Annotated in this window: 27 protein-coding genes; 3 read left to right on the plus strand and 24 right to left on the minus strand. The window is 34.5% G+C overall.

The window, feature by feature from the left end:
* The first annotated feature begins 1 nt into the window (after window position 1).
* Complete coding sequence (locus ACP5QL_RS02990; RefSeq protein ID WP_012583425.1) at window positions 2-970, plus strand: ABC transporter ATP-binding protein; 969 nt, start codon at window positions 2-4, stop codon at window positions 968-970.
* Window positions 963-1,952 carry an ABC transporter ATP-binding protein gene (locus ACP5QL_RS02995; protein ID WP_012583424.1) on the plus strand — a complete coding sequence of 330 codons (990 nt, stop codon included), beginning with the start codon at window positions 963-965 and terminating at the stop codon, window positions 1,950-1,952. The genes ACP5QL_RS02990 and ACP5QL_RS02995 overlap by 8 nt, the downstream gene beginning before the upstream one ends.
* A gap of 10 nt (window positions 1,953-1,962) precedes the next feature.
* On the opposite strand, the gene ACP5QL_RS03000 is transcribed toward ACP5QL_RS02995, so the two are convergent.
* From ACP5QL_RS03000 to ACP5QL_RS03045, 10 genes are all read right to left on the minus strand, one after another.
* Window positions 1,963-2,262, minus strand: coding sequence for a YerC/YecD family TrpR-related protein (locus tag ACP5QL_RS03000; RefSeq protein ID WP_012583423.1), 300 nt, complete (start codon window positions 2,260-2,262; stop codon window positions 1,963-1,965).
* Window positions 2,246-3,553: a 3-phosphoshikimate 1-carboxyvinyltransferase gene (gene aroA / locus ACP5QL_RS03005; RefSeq protein WP_272994943.1), complete on the minus strand. Its 1,308-nt coding sequence runs from the start codon at window positions 3,551-3,553 to the stop codon at window positions 2,246-2,248. The genes ACP5QL_RS03000 and aroA overlap by 17 nt, the downstream gene beginning before the upstream one ends.
* A gap of 1 nt (window position 3,554) precedes the next feature.
* Window positions 3,555-4,400, minus strand: coding sequence for a prephenate dehydrogenase (locus ACP5QL_RS03010; protein WP_012583421.1), 846 nt, complete (start codon window positions 4,398-4,400; stop codon window positions 3,555-3,557).
* Complete coding sequence (gene aroF / locus ACP5QL_RS03015) at window positions 4,397-5,422, minus strand: 3-deoxy-7-phosphoheptulonate synthase (RefSeq protein WP_272994941.1); 1,026 nt, start codon at window positions 5,420-5,422, stop codon at window positions 4,397-4,399. The genes ACP5QL_RS03010 and aroF overlap by 4 nt, the downstream gene beginning before the upstream one ends.
* A 72-nt stretch (window positions 5,423-5,494) precedes the next feature.
* Window positions 5,495-6,562, minus strand: coding sequence for a 3-dehydroquinate synthase (gene aroB / locus ACP5QL_RS03020; protein WP_272994940.1), 1,068 nt, complete (start codon window positions 6,560-6,562; stop codon window positions 5,495-5,497).
* Window positions 6,550-7,716, minus strand: a complete 1,167-nt coding sequence (gene aroC, locus ACP5QL_RS03025; RefSeq protein ID WP_012583418.1) for a chorismate synthase — start codon at window positions 7,714-7,716, stop codon at window positions 6,550-6,552. Before aroC ends, aroB begins: the two co-directional genes overlap by 13 nt.
* A complete protein-coding gene (gene aroE, locus ACP5QL_RS03030) occupies window positions 7,713-8,540 on the minus strand; it encodes a shikimate dehydrogenase (protein ID WP_273333458.1) in 828 nt (275 codons plus the stop codon). The genes aroC and aroE overlap by 4 nt, the downstream gene beginning before the upstream one ends.
* Window positions 8,541-8,624: 84 nt before the next feature.
* Window positions 8,625-9,353, minus strand: a complete 729-nt coding sequence (locus tag ACP5QL_RS03035) for an amino acid ABC transporter ATP-binding protein (protein WP_012583416.1) — start codon at window positions 9,351-9,353, stop codon at window positions 8,625-8,627.
* Window positions 9,346-10,002 carry an amino acid ABC transporter permease gene (locus tag ACP5QL_RS03040; protein ID WP_012583415.1) on the minus strand — a complete coding sequence of 219 codons (657 nt, stop codon included), beginning with the start codon at window positions 10,000-10,002 and terminating at the stop codon, window positions 9,346-9,348. The genes ACP5QL_RS03035 and ACP5QL_RS03040 overlap by 8 nt, the downstream gene beginning before the upstream one ends.
* 14 nt (window positions 10,003-10,016) lie before the next feature.
* On the minus strand, window positions 10,017-10,790 hold the full coding sequence (locus ACP5QL_RS03045) for a basic amino acid ABC transporter substrate-binding protein (protein ID WP_428125326.1): 774 nt from the start codon (window positions 10,788-10,790) through the stop codon (window positions 10,017-10,019).
* 88 nt (window positions 10,791-10,878) lie between these two features.
* On the opposite strand from ACP5QL_RS03045, the gene hslO reads away from it, so the two are divergent.
* Window positions 10,879-11,766 (plus strand): Hsp33 family molecular chaperone HslO, encoded by an 888-nt coding sequence (gene hslO, locus ACP5QL_RS03050; protein WP_272994934.1) that lies wholly within the window; start codon window positions 10,879-10,881, stop codon window positions 11,764-11,766.
* 12 nt (window positions 11,767-11,778) lie between these two features.
* On the opposite strand, the gene ald is transcribed toward hslO, so the two are convergent.
* From ald to ACP5QL_RS03120, 14 genes are read right to left on the minus strand one after another with little or no spacing between them, the layout of a single operon-like run.
* Window positions 11,779-12,903: an alanine dehydrogenase gene (gene ald / locus ACP5QL_RS03055; protein ID WP_272994932.1), complete on the minus strand. Its 1,125-nt coding sequence runs from the start codon at window positions 12,901-12,903 to the stop codon at window positions 11,779-11,781.
* A 3-nt stretch (window positions 12,904-12,906) separates the two neighbouring features.
* The gene (locus ACP5QL_RS03060; RefSeq protein WP_164931010.1) at window positions 12,907-13,437 is read right to left on the minus strand and encodes an NUDIX hydrolase; all 531 of its coding nucleotides are present in this window, start codon (window positions 13,435-13,437) and stop codon (window positions 12,907-12,909) included.
* Between the two features lies 1 nt (window position 13,438).
* Complete coding sequence (recN, locus tag ACP5QL_RS03065) at window positions 13,439-15,181, minus strand: DNA repair protein RecN (protein ID WP_428125333.1); 1,743 nt, start codon at window positions 15,179-15,181, stop codon at window positions 13,439-13,441.
* A gap of 6 nt (window positions 15,182-15,187) precedes the next feature.
* On the minus strand, window positions 15,188-15,982 hold the full coding sequence (locus ACP5QL_RS03070; protein WP_272994927.1) for an NAD(+)/NADH kinase: 795 nt from the start codon (window positions 15,980-15,982) through the stop codon (window positions 15,188-15,190).
* The gene (locus ACP5QL_RS03075; RefSeq protein WP_012583408.1) at window positions 15,958-16,773 is read right to left on the minus strand and encodes a TlyA family rRNA (cytidine-2'-O)-methyltransferase; all 816 of its coding nucleotides are present in this window, start codon (window positions 16,771-16,773) and stop codon (window positions 15,958-15,960) included. The genes ACP5QL_RS03070 and ACP5QL_RS03075 overlap by 25 nt, the downstream gene beginning before the upstream one ends.
* Before the next feature lie 3 nt (window positions 16,774-16,776).
* Window positions 16,777-18,633 carry a 1-deoxy-D-xylulose-5-phosphate synthase gene (gene dxs / locus ACP5QL_RS03080; protein WP_428125337.1) on the minus strand — a complete coding sequence of 619 codons (1,857 nt, stop codon included), beginning with the start codon at window positions 18,631-18,633 and terminating at the stop codon, window positions 16,777-16,779.
* Window positions 18,614-19,048, minus strand: coding sequence for a transcription antitermination factor NusB (nusB, locus tag ACP5QL_RS03085; RefSeq protein ID WP_012583406.1), 435 nt, complete (start codon window positions 19,046-19,048; stop codon window positions 18,614-18,616). The genes dxs and nusB overlap by 20 nt, the downstream gene beginning before the upstream one ends.
* 3 nt (window positions 19,049-19,051) lie before the next feature.
* Window positions 19,052-19,276 (minus strand): DUF2273 domain-containing protein, encoded by a 225-nt coding sequence (locus tag ACP5QL_RS03090; protein WP_012583405.1) that lies wholly within the window; start codon window positions 19,274-19,276, stop codon window positions 19,052-19,054.
* A gap of 1 nt (window position 19,277) precedes the next feature.
* Window positions 19,278-19,811, minus strand: a complete 534-nt coding sequence (locus ACP5QL_RS03095) for an alkaline shock response membrane anchor protein AmaP (RefSeq protein ID WP_012583404.1) — start codon at window positions 19,809-19,811, stop codon at window positions 19,278-19,280.
* Complete coding sequence (locus tag ACP5QL_RS03100; protein ID WP_428125340.1) at window positions 19,808-20,176, minus strand: Asp23/Gls24 family envelope stress response protein; 369 nt, start codon at window positions 20,174-20,176, stop codon at window positions 19,808-19,810. The genes ACP5QL_RS03095 and ACP5QL_RS03100 overlap by 4 nt, the downstream gene beginning before the upstream one ends.
* A gap of 28 nt (window positions 20,177-20,204) precedes the next feature.
* The gene (gene accC, locus ACP5QL_RS03105) at window positions 20,205-21,548 is read right to left on the minus strand and encodes an acetyl-CoA carboxylase biotin carboxylase subunit (RefSeq protein WP_273333449.1); all 1,344 of its coding nucleotides are present in this window, start codon (window positions 21,546-21,548) and stop codon (window positions 20,205-20,207) included.
* Window positions 21,541-21,984 (minus strand): acetyl-CoA carboxylase biotin carboxyl carrier protein, encoded by a 444-nt coding sequence (gene accB, locus ACP5QL_RS03110; protein WP_012583401.1) that lies wholly within the window; start codon window positions 21,982-21,984, stop codon window positions 21,541-21,543. The genes accC and accB overlap by 8 nt, the downstream gene beginning before the upstream one ends.
* A gap of 4 nt (window positions 21,985-21,988) precedes the next feature.
* Complete coding sequence (efp, locus tag ACP5QL_RS03115; protein ID WP_012583400.1) at window positions 21,989-22,546, minus strand: elongation factor P; 558 nt, start codon at window positions 22,544-22,546, stop codon at window positions 21,989-21,991.
* A gap of 22 nt (window positions 22,547-22,568) precedes the next feature.
* Window positions 22,569-23,633: a M24 family metallopeptidase gene (locus tag ACP5QL_RS03120; RefSeq protein WP_012583399.1), complete on the minus strand. Its 1,065-nt coding sequence runs from the start codon at window positions 23,631-23,633 to the stop codon at window positions 22,569-22,571.
* Window positions 23,634-23,637: the final 4 nt, after the last annotated feature.

Here is a 23,637-nt window from a genome sequence, read left to right on the forward strand (position 1 = left end):
CATGGCAAACACAGTTCTTAAGTTAAATAATTTCACGGTAGTTTATAAGACCCAACAGGGGCCTTTAGAGGCAGTAAGAAATGTAAGTTTTGAGCTCAAAGAGGGAGAAACTCTTGCCATCGTAGGAGAGTCAGGTTGTGGAAAAAGCTCCCTTGCAAGGGGAATATTAAGACTATTCCCAAGAAATTTAGAAAAAGCAAGTGGAGAAATATATATCAATGAAACGGAGGTACTTTCTTTAAAAGAGGAAGACTTCCGAAAGAATATAAGATGGAGCAAAATATCTATGGTATTTCAAGGAGCAATGAATTCACTAAATCCCATATTAAAGATAGTCCATCAAGTAGCAGAACCATTGATAGTACACTTTGGAATGGAAAAGACATCTGCCTACAAAAGAGCAAAAGAAATACTGAATTTAGTGGGTATTTCCGAGTCTTTCGCAGAAAGATATCCTTTTGAGCTTTCGGGAGGTATGAAACAACGGGTAGTGATAGCTATGGCCCTTGTAACCCGCCCTAATATTGTAATATTAGATGAACCTACATCAGCTCTCGATGTGATCACCCAAGCAAATATAATGAATCTTTTAAAAGTTTTAAAGAAGGAACTCAATCTAAGTTACATTTTCATTACTCATGATATAGCTACAGCTAGTGAACTTGCAGATAGGGTTGCAGTTATGTATGCGGGAGAAATTGTAGAAATAAGTCCATCGGAAAAATTCTACAATTCACCAGCCCATGGCTATACTATGATGCTTTTAAATAGCGTTCCCACTCTTAAGACTACAAAAAAGCTAAAATCCATTCCAGGATCTCCACCAAGCCTAATTAATCCACCATCAGGATGCAGATTTCATCCTCGTTGTCAATATGTTATGGATATATGTAGAGAAAAAGAACCTCCCATGTTTAAAAAAGACGAAGAACATTATGCAAAATGTTATATAGGTGAGAGCCATGAGTAACAATAATAATATTTTATTAAGGGTTGAGAACTTAAAAGTTTGGTTTGAAATAAGAAAAAACATTTTAGCAAAGCCCATGTATGTAAAAGCTGTAGATGGGGTAAATTTTGAGCTTAAAAAGGGAGAATCCATATCCTTAGTTGGAGAAAGTGGCTCAGGAAAAACCACCTTAGGAAGAACTATATTAAGACTATATGAACCCACAGATGGAAAAATTGTCTTTGAAGACAAAGATATAACAAAAGCTGATTACAAAGAGCTAAATTGGTATCGAAAGGAAACTGGATTTGTTCAGCAAGATCCTTTTGGTGCTTTAGTTCCCCATTTTACCATATATAGAATTTTAGAAGAACCTCTTTTAATAAACAAAATTGGAACTCCCGGAGAAAGAAGAGAAATGATCTTCAAAGCTTTAGAGGAAGTTAAGCTTACACCAGTAACCGATTTTATTGGAAAATATCCTCACATGATATCAGGGGGGCAAATGCAAAGGGTGGTCATAGCAAGAGCATTAATTATGAAACCAAAACTTGTAATAGCAGATGAACCAGTATCCATGCTTGATGCCTCGGTAAGGATAGAGATCCTTGAACTCCTAAGAGATCTTCAAGAAAGCCACCATATGAGTATGATATATATCACCCATGACCTTGCTACAGTAAGAGCTTTCTCAAACTGGATCTTCATAATGTATGCAGGAAATTTAGTAGAAAGAGCAAGAACAGAAGAATTATTAAATAATCCATTGCATCCTTATACAAAAGCCCTTCTTTCTGCAATACCAGATCCTGATCCTCAAAACCGCTTCAAACTAAGGGAAGTTCCACCAGGAGAGCCACCAAACCTAATTAATCCACCATCAGGGTGCAGATTTCATCCTCGTTGTCAATATGTTATGGATATATGTAAAGAGAAAGAACCAGAAGAGATTGAAGTATCAAAAGAACACTGGGTTAAATGTTGGTTATATAAAAAGGGGTAAGCGTTTAAGCTTACCCCTTTTTTATTAATCTATCTAAAACAGTTTTATATCCTTCAGCACCATAAAGCAAAAACTTTTTGACTCTGCTTATAGTGGCAGAACTTGTTCCTGTTTCTCTCTCAATCTCCTCATAAGATTTTCCTTCATATAGCATTTTAGCAACCTTTAATCTCTGAGATAATTCTTTTATTTCTGTGATAGTACAGATGTCTTCAAGAAACCTCAAAACTTCTTCCTCATTTTTGAGAGTAAGTAAAGCCTTTACGAGAAAGTAAATATCATCATCTATCCACTTAGGATTGTAACTCAATAATATTCCCCCCTAATTTTTTGATAGTCTCACCAAAATTTGGAAAAGATATACTTATACTATTACTCTCTACTATCGTTTCTCCGTCAGCAAGAAGTCCTGCAATAGCAAAAGACATAGCAATTCTATGATCATTATAGGTTTCTATTTCATTTCCATTTAATTTTGTAGGACCATATACTACAAATCCCTCATCAATTATCTCTGCCTTTCCCCCCATTTTATTTATTCCATCAACCACTGCCTTAATTCTATCAGACTCCTTCACTTTCAATTCTCCTACGTCTTTAAAAACACTCTTTCCTTTTGCTTGAGTTGCTATTATTGCCAAAATAGGAACTTCGTCAATAAGCTTTGGTACAATCTCTCCCCTTACCTCAAAAGATTCTAATATTGAGAATTCTACTATTAAATCCCCAATAGGCTCTCCCCCTTCTTCCCACTGATTAAGAATCTGAATTTTGGCACCAGCTTCTTTAAGTACACTTAACATGCCTATTCTTGTCGGATTAATCCCAACATTTTTAATAACAATCTTAGATCCTTCTACTAATAGTCCTGCAGCAATAATAAAAGCTGCCGAAGAGAAATCTCCAGGAATGTTAAAATCTTTATTTTTAAAGCCTTCTATACCATGAGTCTTTAATGTCAAACCATTTCTTATAAGAGGTAATCCCAAATATTGAAATATTCGCTCGGTATGATCCCTTGATAAAGATGGTTCTGTAACAGAAGTTTCCCCATCAGCAAGAAGACCCGCAATAAGCAGTGCAGATTTTACTTGAGCGCTTGCTACACTCAATGTATGATCTCTTCCTTTGAGTTTTTCTCCTTTTATAGCAAGAGGAGGATTATTACCACCGTTTCTTCCCCATATCTTTGCTCCCATCCCTAAAAGAGGTTCCACAACCCTCTTCATTGGTCTTCTTCTTAAAGAATCATCTCCCGTGATTACCGAGAATATTCCCGGAAGGCCACTTAAAAGGCCAGTAAATAGTCTAATAGTAGTCCCTGAATTTCCAGCATCCAGAACATTTTCAGGCTCTCTAAATCCATTTATGCCATTTCCTTTCACTTTGATCACATTCTCACAGATTTCAATACTTGTTCCAAGAGCTCTTAAACAGTTCATTGTAGAAATACAATCCTGAGAGAAAAGAAAATTCTTTATAATACTTTCCCCTTCACCCATAGAGGAAAATATTAAAGCTCTATGAGAGATAGATTTGTCTCCAGGAATCTTTATCTCTCCCATTAAACTCCTACTTTTCTTAATCATCAATTTTCCCATTTTAATCCCTCAACTTTAACCTTTTTTCTTTAGATTCTTTGAATAATTTTTCTATACTTACAAAATCCTCCTTTTCTAATTTTTCAACTAGATCTCTTAAAGTCTTCTCAAATTCGCCTAAAGCTTTCTTTATTTTTATATTATTCTCTTTCACAATATCAACCCATAAATTATAATCACTTTTGGCTATTCTTGTTATATCTTTAAACCCACTTCCAAAAAAGTCTATGTTATTTTCATTTATAGCTACATAAGATAACAAATAAGCAATAATTTGAGGAAGATGACTTGTAAAAGCAAGAATTTCATCATGCACCTCAGGATCAATAATAAGAGGAGTTGCATTTATTTTCTTTAGTAGCTTTTCTAAACTCCCAATTTTCTCCTTAGAAACTTCTATAGCAGGACATAAGAAATAAATCTTTCCGTCGAAAAGATTATCCACAGCCCCTAAAGGGCCCGATATCTCTCTTCCTGCAAGGGGATGCCCCCCTATAAAAATCTTTCTTAAAAATTCATCATTATTTACATAACTCATAATTTTAGATTTTGTACTTGCCGTATCAGTTATAATGACTCCTTCCTTTACATAGCTTTCAATATTCTTAACCACATCCATAACTGACGAAGGATGTACAGATATAAATACACAATCTGTCTCCCTAATTAGATCTTTAAAACGATCTAATCTTTTTTCTAAGACATCAAAGATCTTTTTTTCTGAGAGATACCCTAAAACTTCACAATCATTATCCACCCCCCAAAGATAAAGATCGCCAAATCCTTTTTTAAGGGAAAGGGCTAAGGAAGTACCTATTAATCCGAGTCCTACAATACCTATTATCATAACCTTCTCCCTACAGCACTCGCTATAGCTTTCAATTCATTCATTAACCTTCTAAAATCAGAAAAGGTAAGAGATTGAGGTCCATCAGAAAGAGCTCTCTCAGGATGTGGGTGTACTTCTATTATTAATCCATCTGCCCCTGCAGCAATAGCAGCCTTTGCCATACTGGGTACATACCTATAATTTCCAGTACCATGACTCGGATCTACAAATACTGGAAGGTGCGTCTTCTCCTTTAAGGCAGGAATAATAGAAAGATCTAAAGTATTTCTAGAAAAATCAGAAAAAGTTCTTATTCCTCTTTCACAAAGGATAACTTCAGAATTTCCTCCGAGCAAAATATACTCTGCTGCAAATAAGAATTCCTCTAAAGTTGCCGAAAGCCCTCTCTTAAGAAGAACTGGTTTTCTTAATTTTCCAACCTCCTTTAATAAAGTAAAGTTCTGCATATTTCTTGCCCCTATTTGGATAATGTCTACATATTCTGCAACTATGTCCAAATCTCTTGGATCCATAACCTCTGTTATTACAGGTATATCAAACTCATTTTTTACTTCATAAAGGAGCTTTAACCCTTCTATTCCTAATCCTTGGAAACTATAAGGAGATGTACGAGGCTTAAATACCCCTCCTCTTAAAACCTTAGCTCCTACTTCTTTAACAAATCCTGCAATCTCACGAAGTTGTTCTCTGCTTTCTACGGCACAAGGTCCGGCCATGACAACTATCTCTTCATTTCCAATTTCTACTTGGTTTACTTTTATCCTAGTCCCCTGAGGGTTAAATTCCTTTTTAACTAATTTATAAGGTGTTAAAATAGGAATAACTTGCTCTACAAAAGGAAAAGAGCTTATCTGCTCCATTATAAGAATCTTTTCTTCCATTCTTTTCTCACCAATCGCCCCTATGACAACTTTATTTTCCCCTCTTGATATATGAGCCCCATAATTATATTCCTTTAATTTATCTACTACTTTTTGTATATCCTCCTCAGTAGCACCAGACTTAAGCACAATAATCATACTTTTCTTTCCTCCCTAAGCGTAAAATTTAAATGATTTACCAGTAAAATATGAATCCTAAACTCATAAAAATCACTTTCCATAATCATCACCTTCCTTTAAGATCTTTATTATATCCTTTTCCTCTATATCTTCTACAATCTCTACCCTTCCTATTTCTCTTGGTAGAATAAGTCTAAGTTTTCCTCCATATGCTTTTTTGTCCCTTTTTATATACTCCATTAAATCCTCAATTCTATATGGACTTTTAATTTTAAATCCAAAAAGCATTAGTAATTCTTTTAATCTTTCTAAAACCTCATAATTGCAAAATCCAAGCTTATATCCTAAATAAGTAGCCAAAAGCATACCAATTGCTACAGCTTCACCATGTAGAAACCTCCTATATCCTCCTTTCGCCTCTATAGCATGTCCAAAAGTATGACCAAAGTTTAAAATCATTCTCAAAGACGATTCTTTTTCATCTTTCTCAACCACATACTTCTTACAAAGAAGGCTTTCCTTTATAACATACAGAAGTTTATCAACATCCTTGCTCAATATAGAATCAACGTTCTTTTCAAGAAACTTAAAGAATTCATAATTCATGATCATTCCATACTTTATAACTTCTGCGATGCCACTTTTATACTCTCTCTCAGAAAGAGTATCCAGAGTCTTTATATCTATGATTACTGCATCAGGATGATAAAAAGTTCCTATCAAGTTTTTCCCTTCCCTTATGTTTATTCCTGTCTTTCCACCTATGGAACTATCCACCTGAGAAAGTAAAGTTGTAGGAATTTGAATATATTTTATACCTCTCATATAAATGGAGGCTATAAAACCAGTAAGATCTCCCACAACACCACCACCAAAAGCAAAAAGAGCACTTCTCCTATCAGCCATTCTCTTCGCAAGCTCTTTGGAGATTTTTATTACCTCTTGAAAAGATTTACTTTTTTCTCCTACAGGAACGTAAATAACATTTTCCTCAGGAATAGATAAATCCTCCTTATAAATCTCCCGTAGAAAAGGATGAGTTATAAGAAAAGATGAAGAATATTTATCCCAATATTCCCTTATAAGCCTTCTCAATATGTTATAACCAATATATATGGAGTATTTTTTATCCTTCAAATCAATAGTTAACTCTTCCATCCTAACCTCTCATAAACATACTTTTTGTATTTTTCAAAACTTTCTTTTATTTCACTTATATGATCCCCTGAAAATTTATTCAAAAACTCTTTTGCCAGAACAAAAGCCAACATTGACTCTCCTACTACCCCAGCAGCAGGCACTACACAAACATCACTTCTCTCATAATATCCATCAGTAATCTTCTTTTCTTTGATATCAAAAGTTTTAAGAGGTCTTCTCAAAGTAGGTATAGGTTTAACAAAGGCCCTAACCATAATAATCTCACCGTTCGAAATTCCACCCTCAATCCCACCAGCATAATTTGTCTTTCTAAGTCTATTTTCTCCAAAATAAAACTCGTCATGAACTTTTGAACCCTTATTTAAGCTCGCATAAAGGGCTTCTCCAATCTCCACCCCCTTAACCGAGGGTATACTCATAATGGCATGAGAGATAAGAGCATCAAGTCTTTTGTCCCAATGAACATGACTTCCAAGCCCAATAGGTACTCCTCTTGCAAGAAGAACAAACCTTCCCCCAAGGGTATCTCCTTCTTCCTTAGCTTTATCTATTAATTCTTTTGCCTGTCTTTCCTTTTCTTCATCAATCATCCTCAAATCTGATTTTTCTGCTTTCCTCTTTAGAACATCCCATTCAAAATTGTTAATATCAAATCTGTTTTCAATACTATCTATGGCTTCTACGAAGCTTATAATCTCAATACCAAACTCGGAAAGAAAAGCCTTAGCAATAGCGCCTACTGCAACTCTTGCCGCTGTTTCTCTTGCACTGGCTCTCTCAAGAACATTTCTTATGTCTTCAAAGTGATACTTAATTGCTCCAGCAAAATCCGCATGACCAGACCTTGGCTTTGTAACCATTTTTTCTTCCAAAATTTCTTCAGGGTCCATTACATTCTTCCAATTCTCCCAATCCCTATTTTTTATAACAATTCCAATGGGAGTTCCAAGAGTGTATCCTCCCCTTACTCCAGAAATTATTTCTACTTCGTCTCTTTCTATTTCCATTCTCTTACCACGTCCATATCCTATCTGCCTTCTTCTCAACTCTTTATTTATATACTCCGATGTTATATGAAGACCTGCAGGTACCCCCTCTAAAATCGCCATAAGAGCCTTTCCATGGGATTCTCCAGAGGTCAAAAATCTCATAATAACTTTTCAGCCTCCCTTTTCATTACCTCAAAGGGTCCCACAAAACCAAACCATTTTTCCCAAGAAAGACATGCTTGATATATGAGCATATCAAGTCCATTTTTGTAAGGCACATTATTTTCTTTTGCGAGTTTTAATAAAGGAGTCTCTTTGGGATTGTATATGATGTCATATACAAAAACTAATTTTTTAAAGTCTCCATTCCATGGAGTTTCTTTTCCATCAAGACCAATAGAAGTGGTATTTATCAAAATTACTTTTTCACTAATTTTTTCCCTATCCTCCCAAGGTATAACTTTTATTTCAAAATTCTTGTTTTTCTTTACCTCGACAGCAATTTTTTCTGCTCTTTCGTAAGTTCTGTTAGTTAAATAAACCTCTTTAAATCCATATTCAAGTACAGCATAAATTACTGCCCTTGCTGCGCCTCCTGCTCCTAAAATTAAACAAGAAAAATCCCTACTTAGATTTAAATTCTCAAGAGTCTTTAAAAATCCGCCAAAATCAGTATTGTCCCCTTTCCATTTATGGTTTTCCCTATAAACTGTGTTTACTGCTCCAAGAATATTAGAAATCTCTGATATTTCATCCAAAAACTCTATTATACTTTCTTTATGAGGTATAGTAACATTTAAGCCATAAATAGGAAGGTATTTAATTCCTAAAATTGCTTTGGAGAAAAATTCTGGTTCAATAGGGATGTTTAAGTATAAAGCATCAATAGATAATGCCCTAAAAGCGGCATTGTGAATGTAAAAAGATATGGAATGCCCTAATGGGTAACCTATAAGTCCATATAACTTTGTCGATGGAGAAATCAAAGAAATTAATCACCTCTCTTTCTTTTAATCCTCTCCCCATTGAGGTAAATTTAAAGGTTAATTTATCAAAAAAGATTTATCTTGTCAAACCGAAAGTATCTTACTTAAAAACTCAATGGTTCTTTCCTCTTTTGGGTGTTCAAAAATCTCCTTAGGAGTACCTTCTTCAACAATTCTCCCTTGATCCAAAAAGATCACCCTATTTGCTACCTCTTTAGCAAACCCCATCTCATGAGTTGCAATTATCATGGTCATACCTTCGTGGGCAAGTTCTCTCATAACATCTAAAACCTCTTTTGTCATTTCGGGATCTATAGAGGAGGTAGGCTCATCAAACAGCATTACTTCTGGTTCCATGGCAAGAGCTCTTGCTATAGCAATTCTCTGTTGTTGTCCCCCTGAAAGTTGAGATGGATAACTCTTTGCTTTGTCTACAAGACCAACTCTTTTTAAAAGTTCATATGCTTTTTCTGTAGCAATTTTAGGATCCATTTTCTTAACCTTTATAGGAGCAAGAGTTATATTGTCAAGTACCGTAAGATGTGGGAAAAGATAAAAAAGTTGAAAAACCATACCAACTTTTTGCCTAACCTTATTTATATCTACGGAAGAATCAGTTATTTTTATCCCATCAATGTAAATCTCTCCTTCGGTAGGCTCTTCCAGTCTATTTATACACCGAAGAAGAGTACTTTTTCCTCCTCCACTGGGACCTATGATCACAAGTACTTCACCTTTTTTAACCTCTAAATTTATTCCTTTTAAAACATGAAGATGTTTAAATTTCTTGTGTAAATTAACTACTTTAATCACCTGTCTTCAACCTCTTTTCTAACCATACTGAAAGTCTTGTTAAAGGTAAGGTCATTAATAAATATATTAACGTTACTCCTAAAAATGGACTAAATACATTTGCCTTCCAAGCCACGATCTCCCTTCCTGCTCTAAGAAGCTCTGTAACTGCAAGAGTAGAGGCTAAAGAGCTTTCCTTTAACATAGAGACAAACTCGTTAGTTAAAGGTGGAAGAATCCTTCTAAAGGCTTGAGGAAGAATTATATATCTCATAGCTTGAAAATAGGTCATGCCAAGAGATCTTGCAGCTTCCATTTGCCCTTTATCAATAGACTGTATTCCACTCCTAAATATTTCTCCAGTGTATGCAGCACTATTTAAAGATAAACCTACAATTGCAGCAGTTATAGCCCCTAAATTTATTCCAAAAGAAGGCAGAGCATAATAGATGATCAGAAGTTGCATTAAGAGAGGAGTGCCTCTTATTACTTCTACATATATGGTAGAGGGAATTCTTAATAGGTAGTTTTTGGATATACGAGCAAGTCCTAAAAATAAGCCAAGAATTATCCCAAAAGCTACCGAAATTACTGAAAGGCGCAATGTAACCACTGCGCCTTTCAGTAAATAAGGTATACTTTCGATAAATATATTTATATTAAAATCCAACTTCTCACCTCTTATTACTTAGGTGGTTCTACACCAAACCACTTTTTGTATATCTGATTATATTTACCAGTTTTCTTTAGATTAATCAATATCTCATTTATTTTCTTTAAAAGATCTTTATCTTCCTTTCTCACTGCTATCCCATATTGCTCTATAGTAAAAGGCTTTCCAACACATTTTAGTTTTGGATTATTCTTAGAATAATAAAGAGAAACTGGCAGATCGTTAATAACCGCATCCAATCTTCCTAACTCAAGATCCATAAAGGCTTCAGGAATAGTTTCATAACTTCTAATCTCTTTTATCCCTACCTGATCTTTTAATTTCTTTGCAGTAAGTTCTCCGGTTGTTCCAAGTTGTACCCCAACTACTTTATCCTTTAAATCTTTTTCCGACTTAATATCTTTATTTTCACTTCTCACCACAATAATCTGTCCCGAATCATAATAAGGAACGGAAAAATCAATTTCTTTTTTTCTTTCTTCGGTTATAGTCATGGCAGAAATTATGATGTCAAACTTTTTAGCCTTTAGAGCTGCAATTATACCATCAAAAGATGTATTTATAACCTGTAATTTAACCCCAAGAGCTTTTGCAATTTCCTGAGCAATATCAATATCAAAACCTACAGGTTTATCACCCTCCATAAATTCAAAGGGAGCATATGCCACATCGCTTCCTACCTTTAATACTCCTACTTTTTTAATCCTCTCAACAGCACCAGCCCCTAAAACAGGATATAGCACCAAAAGAAAAAACAAAAAACTTATAATTATACCTTTACGCATATTTTTGCCTCCTGACTGCATAATTTTTAAAAGTATAAGAACAAAACTTTTAAAAAGTCAAGTATAATATCTAAATGGAGGTGAAAAAATGGATTATTTAATAAGAGGAATCTCAATGGACAAAAGAATTGTAGCATATGTAGCAAGAACAACTGATCTTGTGGAACAAGCAAGAAAAATCCATAAAGCTTCTCCTACAGCTATTGCAGCCCTTGGCAGAACCCTTACCCTTGCTGCAATCATGGGAAAAATGCTTAAAAAAGACGAGGAAAGAATAAGTTTACAGATAACTGGAAATGGTCCTTTGGGAAATATTTTTGCAGAAGCAGATCCTAAAGGAAACGTAAGAGGGTTTATCAAAAGAGCATATATTGATTTACCGCCAACTCCTGATGGAAAATTAGATGTGCCATCAGCTATTGGTAAAGATGGAACTCTTAGTGTAATAAGAGATTTAGGTTTAAAAGAGCCTTATAGAGGAGTTGTACCTCTTATTTCTGGGGGTATAGCCAAGGATTTAGCTTATTATTTTACCTATTCAGAGCAATTGCCTTCGGCAGTAGCTGCTGGAGTATACGTAAACAAAGATGGCAGAGTAATTTCTGCAGGAGGATATATTGTTCAAATAATAGAAAATGCTGATAATGATACGGTTGATATTCTGGAAAGTAATATTAAAAATCTTGATCCTCCAAGCAAAATGATTCTTGAAGGTAAAACCCCTGAGGAAATAATGAGTAAAATTTTCAAAAATATTGACTATGAACAATTCTCAAGGGAGGACTTAAAATATTCCTGTAGATGTAATAGAGAGAGGGCAGAAAATACTCTTATAGCATTGGGGATTAAAGAATTAGAAGAACTAATTGAAAAGGAAAAATCTATTGAGGTTAAGTGTGAATTCTGTGGTAAAATTTATATTTTTAACAAAAATAATATAGAAGAAATAATAAACCAACTAAAAAACAAAACATAAGGGAGCCCATGATTAGGCTCCCCCTTTAATAACCTCTTCTAAAGGTACATATGGGAGATCAAAAGCCTTTGCTACTTCTTCATGAGTTATATTTCCATATGCTATATTAACTCCCCTTGATAAACTTCTATTCTCCATTACTGCTCTTTTCCATCCTTTATCCGCAATTTCTATCACATAAGGCAAGGTATTTAAAGTCAAAGCTCTTGTAGAAGTTCTTGGTACAGCACCAGGCATATTTGCTACGGTATAATGTATTACTCCTTCCTCCTCATATATGGGATCTCTGTGAGTGGTAGGACGAGAAGTCTCCGCACAACCACCCTGATCTATAGCCACATCCACAAGTACCGAACCATTTTTCATGTTTTTAAGAAGCTCTCTTGTAATAATCTTAGGGGCCTTTGCACCTGGAACCAAAACTGCTCCAATAACAAGATCAGCATATTCAATAGCCATTCTTACATTGTATTCGTCAGCAAACATAGTTATAACTTTACCCTGAAAGTAATCATCAATAAATCGTAATTTCCTGGGATTTATATCAAGAACTGTAACTGAAGCACCCATTCCATAAGCAATTCTTGCTGAATTAAATCCTACATTTCCAGCTCCAATTATCACCACATTTGCTGGAGGAACTCCAGGAACTCCTCCAAGTAAAATTCCTCTTCCTCCAAAGGTTTTTTCTAAATACTTAGCACCCTCTTGAGGAGCCATCCTCCCAGCTATTTCACTCATGGGAGCTAAAAGAGGTAAAAAACCATCGTCAGTTTGAACAGTCTCATAAGCTATACCAATAATTTTTCTTTTTAAAAGGTTTATAGTTAAATCTTGTGACGCTGCAAGATGCAAGTAAGTAAAAAGAATTTTGCCTTCAGAAAGAAGATTGTACTCTTCAGGTAATGGCTCCTTAACTTTCAATATGAGTTCTGCCTCATAAAAAACATCTTCATGTCTTTCCACAATCACAGCTCCGGCTTTAGCAAATTCCTCGTCTGAAAAACCACTTCCAAGTCCTGCTCCTTTTTCTATAAGAACTTTATGCCCTCTTTTAACTAAAGTCTCCACTCCTCCAGGAACAATAGCTACCCTATTCTCTTCAGGTTTAATTTCCTTAGGAATTCCAATTATCATAATTTAACTCCCCCTTGAGTATAAATAATAATAAACTCCAATTAAGGTTTTAGAGTCTTCAAACCTATTTTCAAAAAGATACCTTTTAACCTCTTCTTTATTTAAAGTTATAACCTCTAAAAACTCGTCTTCGTCAGGGTTATTCTTTGTTTTTCTTAAGTTGGTTGCCTCAAAAAGATATAAAATCTCATTGCTTATTCCTGGAGATGGATAAAAGGTATGAATAAGCCTTAAATTTCCAGGAACATAACCTATCTCCTCTTCCAATTCCCGATAAGCACATTCCTCAGGATTTTCTCCTTGATCTAATTTTCCAGCCGGAATCTCAAGAAGAATTTTTTTTGCTGGTAAGCGATATTGCTTCACAAAAAATAAAGATCCATCTTCTAAAATTGGCAAAATTGCCACAGCTCCAGGATGATGCACTACTTCTCTCTTAGTCTCTTTCCCGTTTATAAGTACAACTCTGTACTCCTTAACTGTAATTATCCTTCCTTTATATTTTTCACTCTCTTCTATTATTTTTTCTTCCAATTCAATTTTCACCTCCTCTATCATTTAAAGCTCCTCTACTCTTAAGTTCTGATGCTTTAACTAATAATTCCTTTGCATGCTGTTGACTAACATCAGAAACTATACTTCCGCCAAGCATCCTTGAAAGTTCAATAATTCTTGATTTATCCTCAAGCATGGAAACTCTAATTCGAGTCTGATCATTCACTACCTTTTTTTCTACATGGAAATGATAATCTGCCCAAGCAGCTATCTGAGGCAGATGGGTCACACAGAAAATTTGTCTCTTTTTTGATATATTCCACAACTTTTGTGCAAGAAGATAAGCAGTCTCTCCCCCTATTCCAGCATCAATTTCATCAAAAACAAGCACAGGAGTGTTATCCACCTCATTCAAAATAGTCTTCAAAGCCAACATGACCCTGGATAATTCTCCTCCAGATGCTACATGCCTTAATGGCTTAAATAACTCTCCAGGATTGGAAGACAACATAAACTCTATCACTTCCCTACCTTTTTCACTTATTTTTACTCCATTTATATTCAATCCCGAAGACGGCTCCATAAATTCAACAGCAAATTTTGCATGTTCCATTCCAAGCTCGGAAAGCTCTTCTTCCACTCTCTTAACAAAATCTTCTACCATATTCCTTCTCATCTCAGAGAGTTTTTCGCTTTCATAGAGAAGTTTCTCTTCAACAGCACTTATTTCAGCCTCAATATTTTCCAATCGCGCCTCCATATTAGAGAGCATATCAAGTTCTTCTTTTGCTTTTTCTTTATAATTCAATATCTCCTCAATATTTTTCCCATATTTTCTCTTGAGTTGTGAGATTCGATATAGTCTCTCTTCAATTTCCTCAATTGTGGATGGATCAAAACTCATACTATCTTTATATCTAATGAGATTGTCCACCGCTTCTCCAAGGTAAACCTTTGCATTTTCAAGTAGACTAACAATATTTCCCACATTTTCATCCATAGAGGAAAGAGATCTAATAATATCTAAACCTTCTCCTAATTGTTCAAAAGCTGACATCCCATCTGGATTTTCATATAAAAACTTAATAGCTTCTTCTATGCCTACTCTTACTTTTTCGTAATTTTGCAATTTCTGTCTTTCCTCTAATAATTCTTCTTCTTCACCTATTCTTAAATTTGCTTTCTCAATTTCCTCTATCTGAAAAGATAAAAGATCAATCCTTTGTTGTCTTTCTTTTTCCTTACCATATATCTCGTCCCTTTCAGAATAGAGATTTCTCAGCTTCAGAAACAACTCCTTCACCTTATTCTTTTGATCTAATAATTCTTCTCCACCAAGCCTATCAAAAACCTCAAGTTGAAAATCCCTATGAAGTATTTTCTGATGTTCATGTTGTCCATGAATTTCAACAATATTTGAAAGAAGTCTTTCCAACATTCCTACTGTAACAAGTTCACCATTAACTCTACATTTGCTTCTTCCACTCTTATTTAGCTCTCTAGAAACTAAAAGAGTACCATCTTTTTCTTTTGGAATTTCCCATTCATCAAGTAATCTTTCTACCTCTTCATTCATGGTAAACATGGCTTCAACTACACTCCTATTACTTCCTGACCTAATAATATCCGTCGAGGCTCTCTCTCCTAAAAGAAAAGCAAGAGCATCTACCAAAAGAGATTTTCCAGCACCTGTCTCACCCGTTATAACATTCAGACCATCATGAAAATCCAAGGTAATCTCATCTATGATTGCAAAATCTTTTACTCTTAACGCTAATAACATTCTTCTCTACCTCCAATGTAGTTTCTTTTTAAGTCTATTTACAAAATCCCATCCAGGCAGGAAAATTAATCTTCCATAAAAATCTGCTTTACTAATGGTAATTTCATTCTTATTACTTACAATATCAATTTCCTTACCATCAATCCATATCTCAACTTGGGTTGACTTCCTCTGAAATTTTACTTGTATATTAATATTATTCAGATCTAAAACCAACGGCCTTGAAGATAAAGAATGAGCACATATAGGAATCACCTCTGTAACTTCTAACTCAGGGAAAATAATTGCACCACCAGCCGAAAGAGCATAAGCGGTAGATCCTGCTGAAGTGGCTACAATTACTCCATCCGCCGGGGGAGTTAATATGGAACCATTGTTAAAGATAAAATTTATAGAAATTAGAGGGGTATTTTCTGATTTTAAAAAAACCACCTCATTGAATGCATAGAATACATTTTGATCAATAGTAAGCTTTATCACTGGATGCTTTTCAATAAAAAAATTCCCCTTTTCTATGGAATCAAGAAGTACATCAATATCCTTAAACTCCACAGTAGTCAAGAATCCGAGTCTTCCTGTATTAATACCGACTACAGGTATGTTATATATGGAAAGCTTTTGAAGAGTATAAAGAACAGTTCCATCTCCTCCAATTGCTACTCCAAGATCCACATTAGACCCCTCTGGAATAACCTCTATTCCTCTTCTTCCAGCCCAATCCTTTAATATATCTATTCCCTTTTTTGCCTCTCTTTTTTTGGGATTATAAAAAACTCCTATTTTTTGGAGCTTAATTTCCAATTTGAAAATGCCTCCTGAACTACTTTTTCTATCTCAACTTCTTCTATTTCTCGCTCTGGTTTTAAAGTAAATAATGAGGGGTACTCAATATTTCCTTTACCTTCTTTGCTCAAATAATAAGTTAATTTTTGCATGTAAAAACCTTGCTCTTTTAAAGTTTCTTTAATATTCTCTAATATTTTTATATGTACGTCAATATTTTTTACTATTCCTCCTCTGCTTACTTCCTTAGGAGAGGCTTCAAATTGAGGTTTTATTAGGGGTATAATTATACTTTCACCATGCAAAAAACTTTTTATAGATGGAAATATCTTTAAAACAGATATGAAAGAAACATCAATAGTCACAATATCTACCTTTTCTGGAATATCGCCTTCTTTCAAATACCTCGCATTTATCCCTTCTTTCAATATTACTCTTGAATCTCTTCTCAATTTCTCATGAAGTTGTCCTTTTCCTACATCGACAGCATATACCCTTAAAGCTCCCTCTTGAAGAAGACAATCCGTAAATCCCCCCGTGCTTGCTCCTATATCTACTGCAATCTTTCCTTTGACATCAACTTCAAAAGTATCAATTGCTTTCTTTAATTTAAAACCGCCCTTACTAACATAGGGTATATTTTCTTTTATTTCAATCAGAGAGTCGATAGGAATTTTTAAATCAGGTTTAATTACAACGTTACCATTTACTTTCACTATGCCAGCTATAACAGCAGCTCTCGCCTTTTCCCTACTCTCAAAAAAGCCCCTTTTTACTAATAATACATCTAATCTTTCCTTTTCCTTCAAGCCTTACACCTTAATATCTTCCAAAACACTTATGATTTTTTCAGCTATTTTGTATTCATTAAGGCCATATATGTCTCTTAAGAGTTGTACATTTCCTTGCTCAATAAATTTATCAGGAAGTCCAATAGGAATAACTTTTTTATTAATTTTTAAGATGTTAATTAGTTCTGCTATAGCCCCAAAAAGTCCTCCTGTAATCACATTTTCTTCAACAGTTATTATAGTATTATGAGATAAAATTAGCTCCTCTAAAGTTAATATGTCTAAGGGCTTTAGAAATCTAACATTAACTACCGTAGGATAAATACCTTCTGATCTCAAAATATTCCCAGCTTCAACAGCAGGATAAACCATTGAACCAATAGCAAGAATCAATACATCCCTTCCTTGTTTCACTATTTCACTTTTTCCAATTTCAATTTTTTCAAATCTATTTTTTAATTCAACTCCTACTCCTTTACCTTTGGGATACCTTATAGCAAAGGGTCCGGGATAATTGATTGCAGTATACAAGAGATCTCTAAGTTCTGATTCATCTTTTGGAGCAGCGATAACCATATTAGGAATTAAACGCAAATATGAGAGATCAAAAATCCCCTGATGAGTGGGACCATCATCGCTTACTATACCTGCCCTATCCAAAACAAATGTTATAGGTAACTTTTGTAGACATACATCGTGTATTATTTGATCAAAAGATCTTTGTAGGAAAGTTGAATATATAGCAACTACAGGTTTTAAGCCGTTTTTTGCAAGACCTGCTGCAAAAGTTACTGCGTGTTGTTCTGCAATTCCTACATCAAAAAACCTTTCAGGAAACCTTTGTGCAAAATAAGAGAGTCCTGTCCCTTCAGGCATAGCAGCTGTTATTGCCACAACCTCAGGATACATTCCTCCAAGCTCTACTAAAGTTTTACCAAACACTTCCGTATAAGTTGGTACCTTTTTCTCTTTTTCAGATTTCGAGCCCATACTATGAAATTTAGATGGAGTTGCCTCTGCATCTTTATGTCCAATACCCTTCTTAGTGGTAACATGGATCAACACAGGACAAGACAAATTATCCTTTATTCCCTTAAAAACTGAGATGAGTAAAGGAATATCATGTCCATCAAAGGGACCAAAATATTTAAATCCTAAATATTCAAACATAGGATTCTCAAGAAGCAAACTTTTTAAGCTCCTCTCTAACTTTAAATCAAAAGCCAATAAACCTTTTCCTATGGATGAATTTTTTAATAAATTTTGAGTCGTCTGTTTAAAAAATCTATATAGGGGATGTTTACGAAGCTTTGCTAAATATAAAGCCATAGCCCCCACATTAGGAGATATAGAATGCTCATTATCATTTAAAATCACAATAAGATCAGTATTTAAATAACCAATTTGGTTCAACGCCTCTAATGCCATACCTGATGTCAATGCTCCATCTCCTATTACAGCCACAACTTTATATTTTTCTCCCTTTAAATCTCTTGCCTTTGCAAAACCCAAAGCAGCAGAAAGAGATGTGCCCGCATGCCCCACAGCAAAATGGTCATATTCACTTTCCCAAGGAGCAATGTATCCACTAATTCCTCCATATTGACGTAGAGTATGAAAATCTTTTGCTCTTCCTGTTATTAATTTATGAGTATAGGCTTGATGTCCTACATCCCATATAATTTTATCCTTAGGAGCATCAAAGACATAATGAAGTGCTAAGGTTAGTTCTACTGTACCCAAATTGGATGCTAAATGTCCACCATTATTTTCTACAGTATTTATAATAATTTCTCTTATTTCAGAGGAAAGCTTTTTTAATTCCCCTATAGAGAGTTTTTTAAGATCCTTTGGAGACTCAATTTTCTGAAGTAACATCCACAAAACCCTCTTTTAATTTTTTTACCTCATCCCAATTTCTAACAATGTTTCTCAAAATGCCATTTATAAATCTTCCTGCTTCTGGACTCACATATTTTTTAGCAAGTTCCACCGCCTCATTCACAGTTACTCCCTGAGGAATGTCAGAAAAAGTAAACATCTCCGCAATTGCCATTCTCAAAATGTTCTTTTCAATGGTTCCAATTCTCTCAAGCTTCCAATTTTTACTGAATTTACTAATTATTTCATCAGCCAAATCTTTATAGTAAAGAGCACCATCGTACAACTTATATGCAAAAACCTGCCCCTGAGGAGAAAAATCACTGAAATCTACTTCAATCTCCTGTCCCAAGTCTTTTTGAAAAAGAAATTCTAAAACTTTTTCACGACACCTTGTTCTTTCCTTACTCATTCCTTATTCCCTTCCTATATAAAATATTTCTTTTATCTTCTCAATAACCTCTAAAATAAAGTTCTTATCAATTGCCAGTCCTACCAAATACCCAACTAAAAAACAGAAAACAAGAAAAAGAGTCTTCCAAAATCCAATTAAAAGAATCAAAATTCCAATAATCAGAAATACAAAAGAAAAGATTATTCTATATCTATACTCTCTTAAGTTTGGAATTTTGAAATTCATCCTATTTACCCTTCTTTGCAGGCACTACATCTTCAATAATTATATTAATATTTTCAAGATTTAAAGTTAAGACATTTTCAAAATAAACCTTCACCCTATGCTGCAACTCATTCACCACTCTTGTTATATCACTACCAGAGGGAACTTTTATTCTCAAAGTTAATATAATCTTTCCCCTTAGATTTTCTATCTCGGGTCTAATTTCCTGAATCTCAGAAAAATATGCAGCAATCTCTCTTATAGCATTTTTAATACCATTTAGAGATATACTTATCTCTCCAAGCCCTGAGGTATTCCCCAAACTAATAGTGGTTTTTTCTCTAAATAAAAGATAGAAAAAGCTCATGCTGAAAGACACAACAAATAAAACAATTAAGAAAATTAAGACAAAAAGAAATCCTTGATGAGATGCCCAACCTAAAAAGCTCAAAGCAGGAGACCATTTTAATAAGGCAAGGATAAGAATGACATATATTAAAGCAGAAATAAAGAGAAGTAAAAAAGTTGTTATTCTTTCAGACTTATTTATTCTCATTTAACCTTTTCCTCCTCACGCTTTTTACCTAAAATTACCCCTTTAATTATGACATTAACTTCACGAACATTAAGTCCTGTCATACTTTCAACAACTTCCTTAACATGAGTTTGAATATCTCTTGCTACGTCAGGAAAAAATACATTTTGTTTAACATAGACAGGAATCCTTATATAAACGTCTTTGTCTATCAATTCTACTTTTAATCCCCTACCTATAGGTATTCCCGAAACAAGTTTTACAAAAGACGCTATACTTTCCCCAACTTGAGCAACTCCCTCAATTTCTTGAGCTGCTATCCCTGCAATAATTGCAATTACTTCCTTTGAGATATTAACAGAACCATAAGATAATTCTTCTTTCATAATATTCACCTATACTATTTTATCAAATTTAATCTTCAACTAAAATCCTCCTTGCAAGGAAATTAGTAGAATAATCACCTTTAATAAAAGAGCTGTTTTCTAAAATCTTAAGATGAAGTGGTATAGTAGTTTTAAGTCCTCTCACAATAAACTCATTCAAGGCTCGTCTCATTCTTATTATAGCCTCTTCTCTATCCTTACCCCATGTGATAACCTTAGCAAGTAAAGAATCATAAAAGGGTACCATCTCATACCCTTCATAAATATGAGTATCTATCCTCACAAAAGGACCACCCGGTGGTATATATTTTTCAATTTTTCCTATGGAAGGTGAGAAATTATTATCGGGATCTTCTGCATTAATTCTACACTCGATAGCATGCCCTCTTAAGGTTACATCCTTCAAATCAAGCTTTTCTCCAGCAGCAATCAAAATCTGCCATTTTACAAGATCAATACCAGTCACCATCTCAGTAACAGTATGCTCTACTTGAATTCTGGTATTCACTTCCATAAAGTAGAACTTTCCATCCTTGTCTAATAAAAACTCAAAAGTTCCAGGTCCCACATAACCCACTTTATAGGCTCCCCTTATAGCAGCTCTACTCATAGCTTCTCTTATTCTATTATTGACCACAGGAGACGGAGATTCTTCAATTAGTTTTTGATATCTTCTTTGAATTGTACAGTCTCTTTCGCCCAAAGAGATAATATTTCCATACTGATCTCCTAAAATCTGAATCTCTACATGTCTTGGCTCTTCAATAAATTTCTCTATGTAAACTCCAGGATTTCCAAAGTTCTTCTCTGCCTCCATTTTAGCAAGTCGAATATTTTTCACAAGCTCTTCAGGACTATAGGATACTCTCATTCCTTTCCCGCCGCCGCCTGCGGTAGCCTTGATTAAAACAGGAAAGCCTATTTCTTTTGCAACCTTTAAAGCTTGTTTTTCATCTTCAATTAGCCCCTCAGATCCAGGGAGTAGAGGAACTCCTGCTTCCTTCATTAGCTTTTTGGCTCTGGCTTTGTCTCCTAAGCTTTCTATTACTTCTTTTTTAGGTCCTATAAAAACTATACCATGATCCTGACATATCTCAGCAAATCTTGCAGATTCTGCTAAAAACCCATATCCAGGATGTATAGCTTCTGCATTAGTCACCAAAGCTGCACTTATTATATTAGGTATATTTAAATAACTTTGAGATGCTGGTGGGGGGCCAATACATATTGCTTCATCAGCCATATATACATGAAGAGATTCTTTATCTGCTTCAGAATAGATCGCAACTGTTTTTATTCCCAATTCTCTGCAAGCTCTTATTACTCTTACCGCAATTTCGCCACGATTAGCAATAAGTATTTTCTTAAACATTGCTTTCGGTTTCTATTAAAAATAGTTTTTGCCCAAATTCTACTGCTTGACCATTTTCTACCAATACCTTTTTTACTCTTCCCCTTACATGACTCTTAATCTCATTCATTAATTTCATTGCTTCTATTATACATACTGTCTGTCCTGGTTCAACAAGATCTCCTTCTTCTACAAAAGGAGGCGCTCCAGGAGCTGGAGACCTATAAAAGACTCCTACAAGAGGAGCTGTAATATATACTCCTTCTTCCTCTCTGGTAGAGATTCCCTTTGTTTCTTGCTCTTTTTTGATTTCTTGATCTGAAATTATATTTACTACATTATCTCCTCTTTTCAATATTAATTTATTTTCCCCATTTTCTATTATTAACTCTGATAGGTTACTCTTTGAGAACAGATTTATAATCTCTTTTAAATCTTCTAAATTCCATTCTCTCATATTACTATGCCCTCTCCACATATTTAGCATATCTGGTATCTACAACAACCTTATCGCCTATCTGTATGAATAAAGGAACTTGAATTACAAGACCCGTTTCAAGTTTTGCAGGTTTAGATCCGCCCGAGACTGTATCTCCTCTCAAACCTGGATCTGTTTCCACAACTTCTAAAACCACAGTAGTTGGTAATTCGATTCCAATAGGATTTCCTTCGTAAAATAACACACTAACTGTATTCCCTTCTTTTAAATATTTTATGGCATCTCCTAATTGCTCTTCTGTAAGAATATATTGCTCGAAACTCTCATTATCAATGAAATAATATTCATCACCCTGTTTATATAAGTATTCTGCCTCTCTCTTATTGATGAAAGCTTGAGGGACATATTCATCAGATTTAAAAGTTTTCCTTATTACGTTGCCTGTTTTTAGATTTTTAAGCTTCACTCTAACCGTTGCTTGTCCTTGAGCCATATGAACATGTTGATATTCAAGAACTATATATATTTCTCCTTCTAATTCAATAGTTAATCCAGGATAAAAATCATTTACAGAAATCATCTATCTTTTTACCTCCTTTACTTTAAATAATTATTAAATCGTTAGTAAGTTTATTTAATATTTTTGAGCAATGGCTATCTACTACTACCATATCCTCCACCCTTATACCAAATTTTCCAGGTATATAAATTCCTGGTTCCACCGTAATAACCATTCCTTTTTTAAGAACCGTTTCACTCTTCGGAGAGACTCTTGGCAACTCATGAATCTCAAGTCCAACACCATGACCCAAACCATGTCCAAAATAATTTCCAAAACCATTCTCCTGAATTATATCACGAGCAACCTTATCTACAAAATTACATTGAATACCCTCTTCAATAACCTCTTCTGCTTTCTTTTGAGCTTCTAAAACTATATTGTAAATTAAAATTTCTTCTTCACCAGGATTACCAAAGTAAATAGTACGAGTAATATCAGAATGATAGCCTTCATAAACTGCCCCAAAATCAAAAACTATAAATTCATTACCCATAAGCTTTTTATTACTCGCTTTTCCATGTGGTAAAGCCCCTCTTTCACCTGAAGCCACTATAGTATCAAAAGCAGGTCTCTCACTTCCTAATTTAGCCATTTGATATTCCAACTCAATAGCAATATCTTTTTCCGTTATTCCCACCTTTATTAAAGGTAGTATCTTTTCAAAAGCTTGTTCTGCTATCATTAATGCTTTCTTTATTTTTTCTATCTCATCTTCTGTTTTAACCATACGTAATTCTTCAACCCAATGGCTTAAAGGAATTAATTCAATATTTTGAAGGAGCTCCCTTAATTTTACCCAAGTACTATAAACCACATTTGAGCTTTCAAATCCAATTTTTTTTAAACCATCTTTATTCTCCAATTCCTTCAGAAAAGTAAATAAGTTAAGGTCTCCATCTACTAATATTGGTTTGACTTTTCTAACTTCGTGATTTACTTGTTCCCAGTATCTTGAGTCTACTAATATATACCCCCCCTCCTTGAGAACAAGCAAATCTGCTGTAGATCCAGTAAAACCAGTGAGATATCTAATATTTATTATATTGCTTATCCATATAGCATCTATATCTTCTTTCTTTAATCTCTCCTGGATTTTCTCTATCATAGCT

Source organism: Dictyoglomus sp. (assembly GCF_049968615.1).
Lineage (GTDB): Bacteria > Dictyoglomota > Dictyoglomia > Dictyoglomales > Dictyoglomaceae > Dictyoglomus > Dictyoglomus turgidum.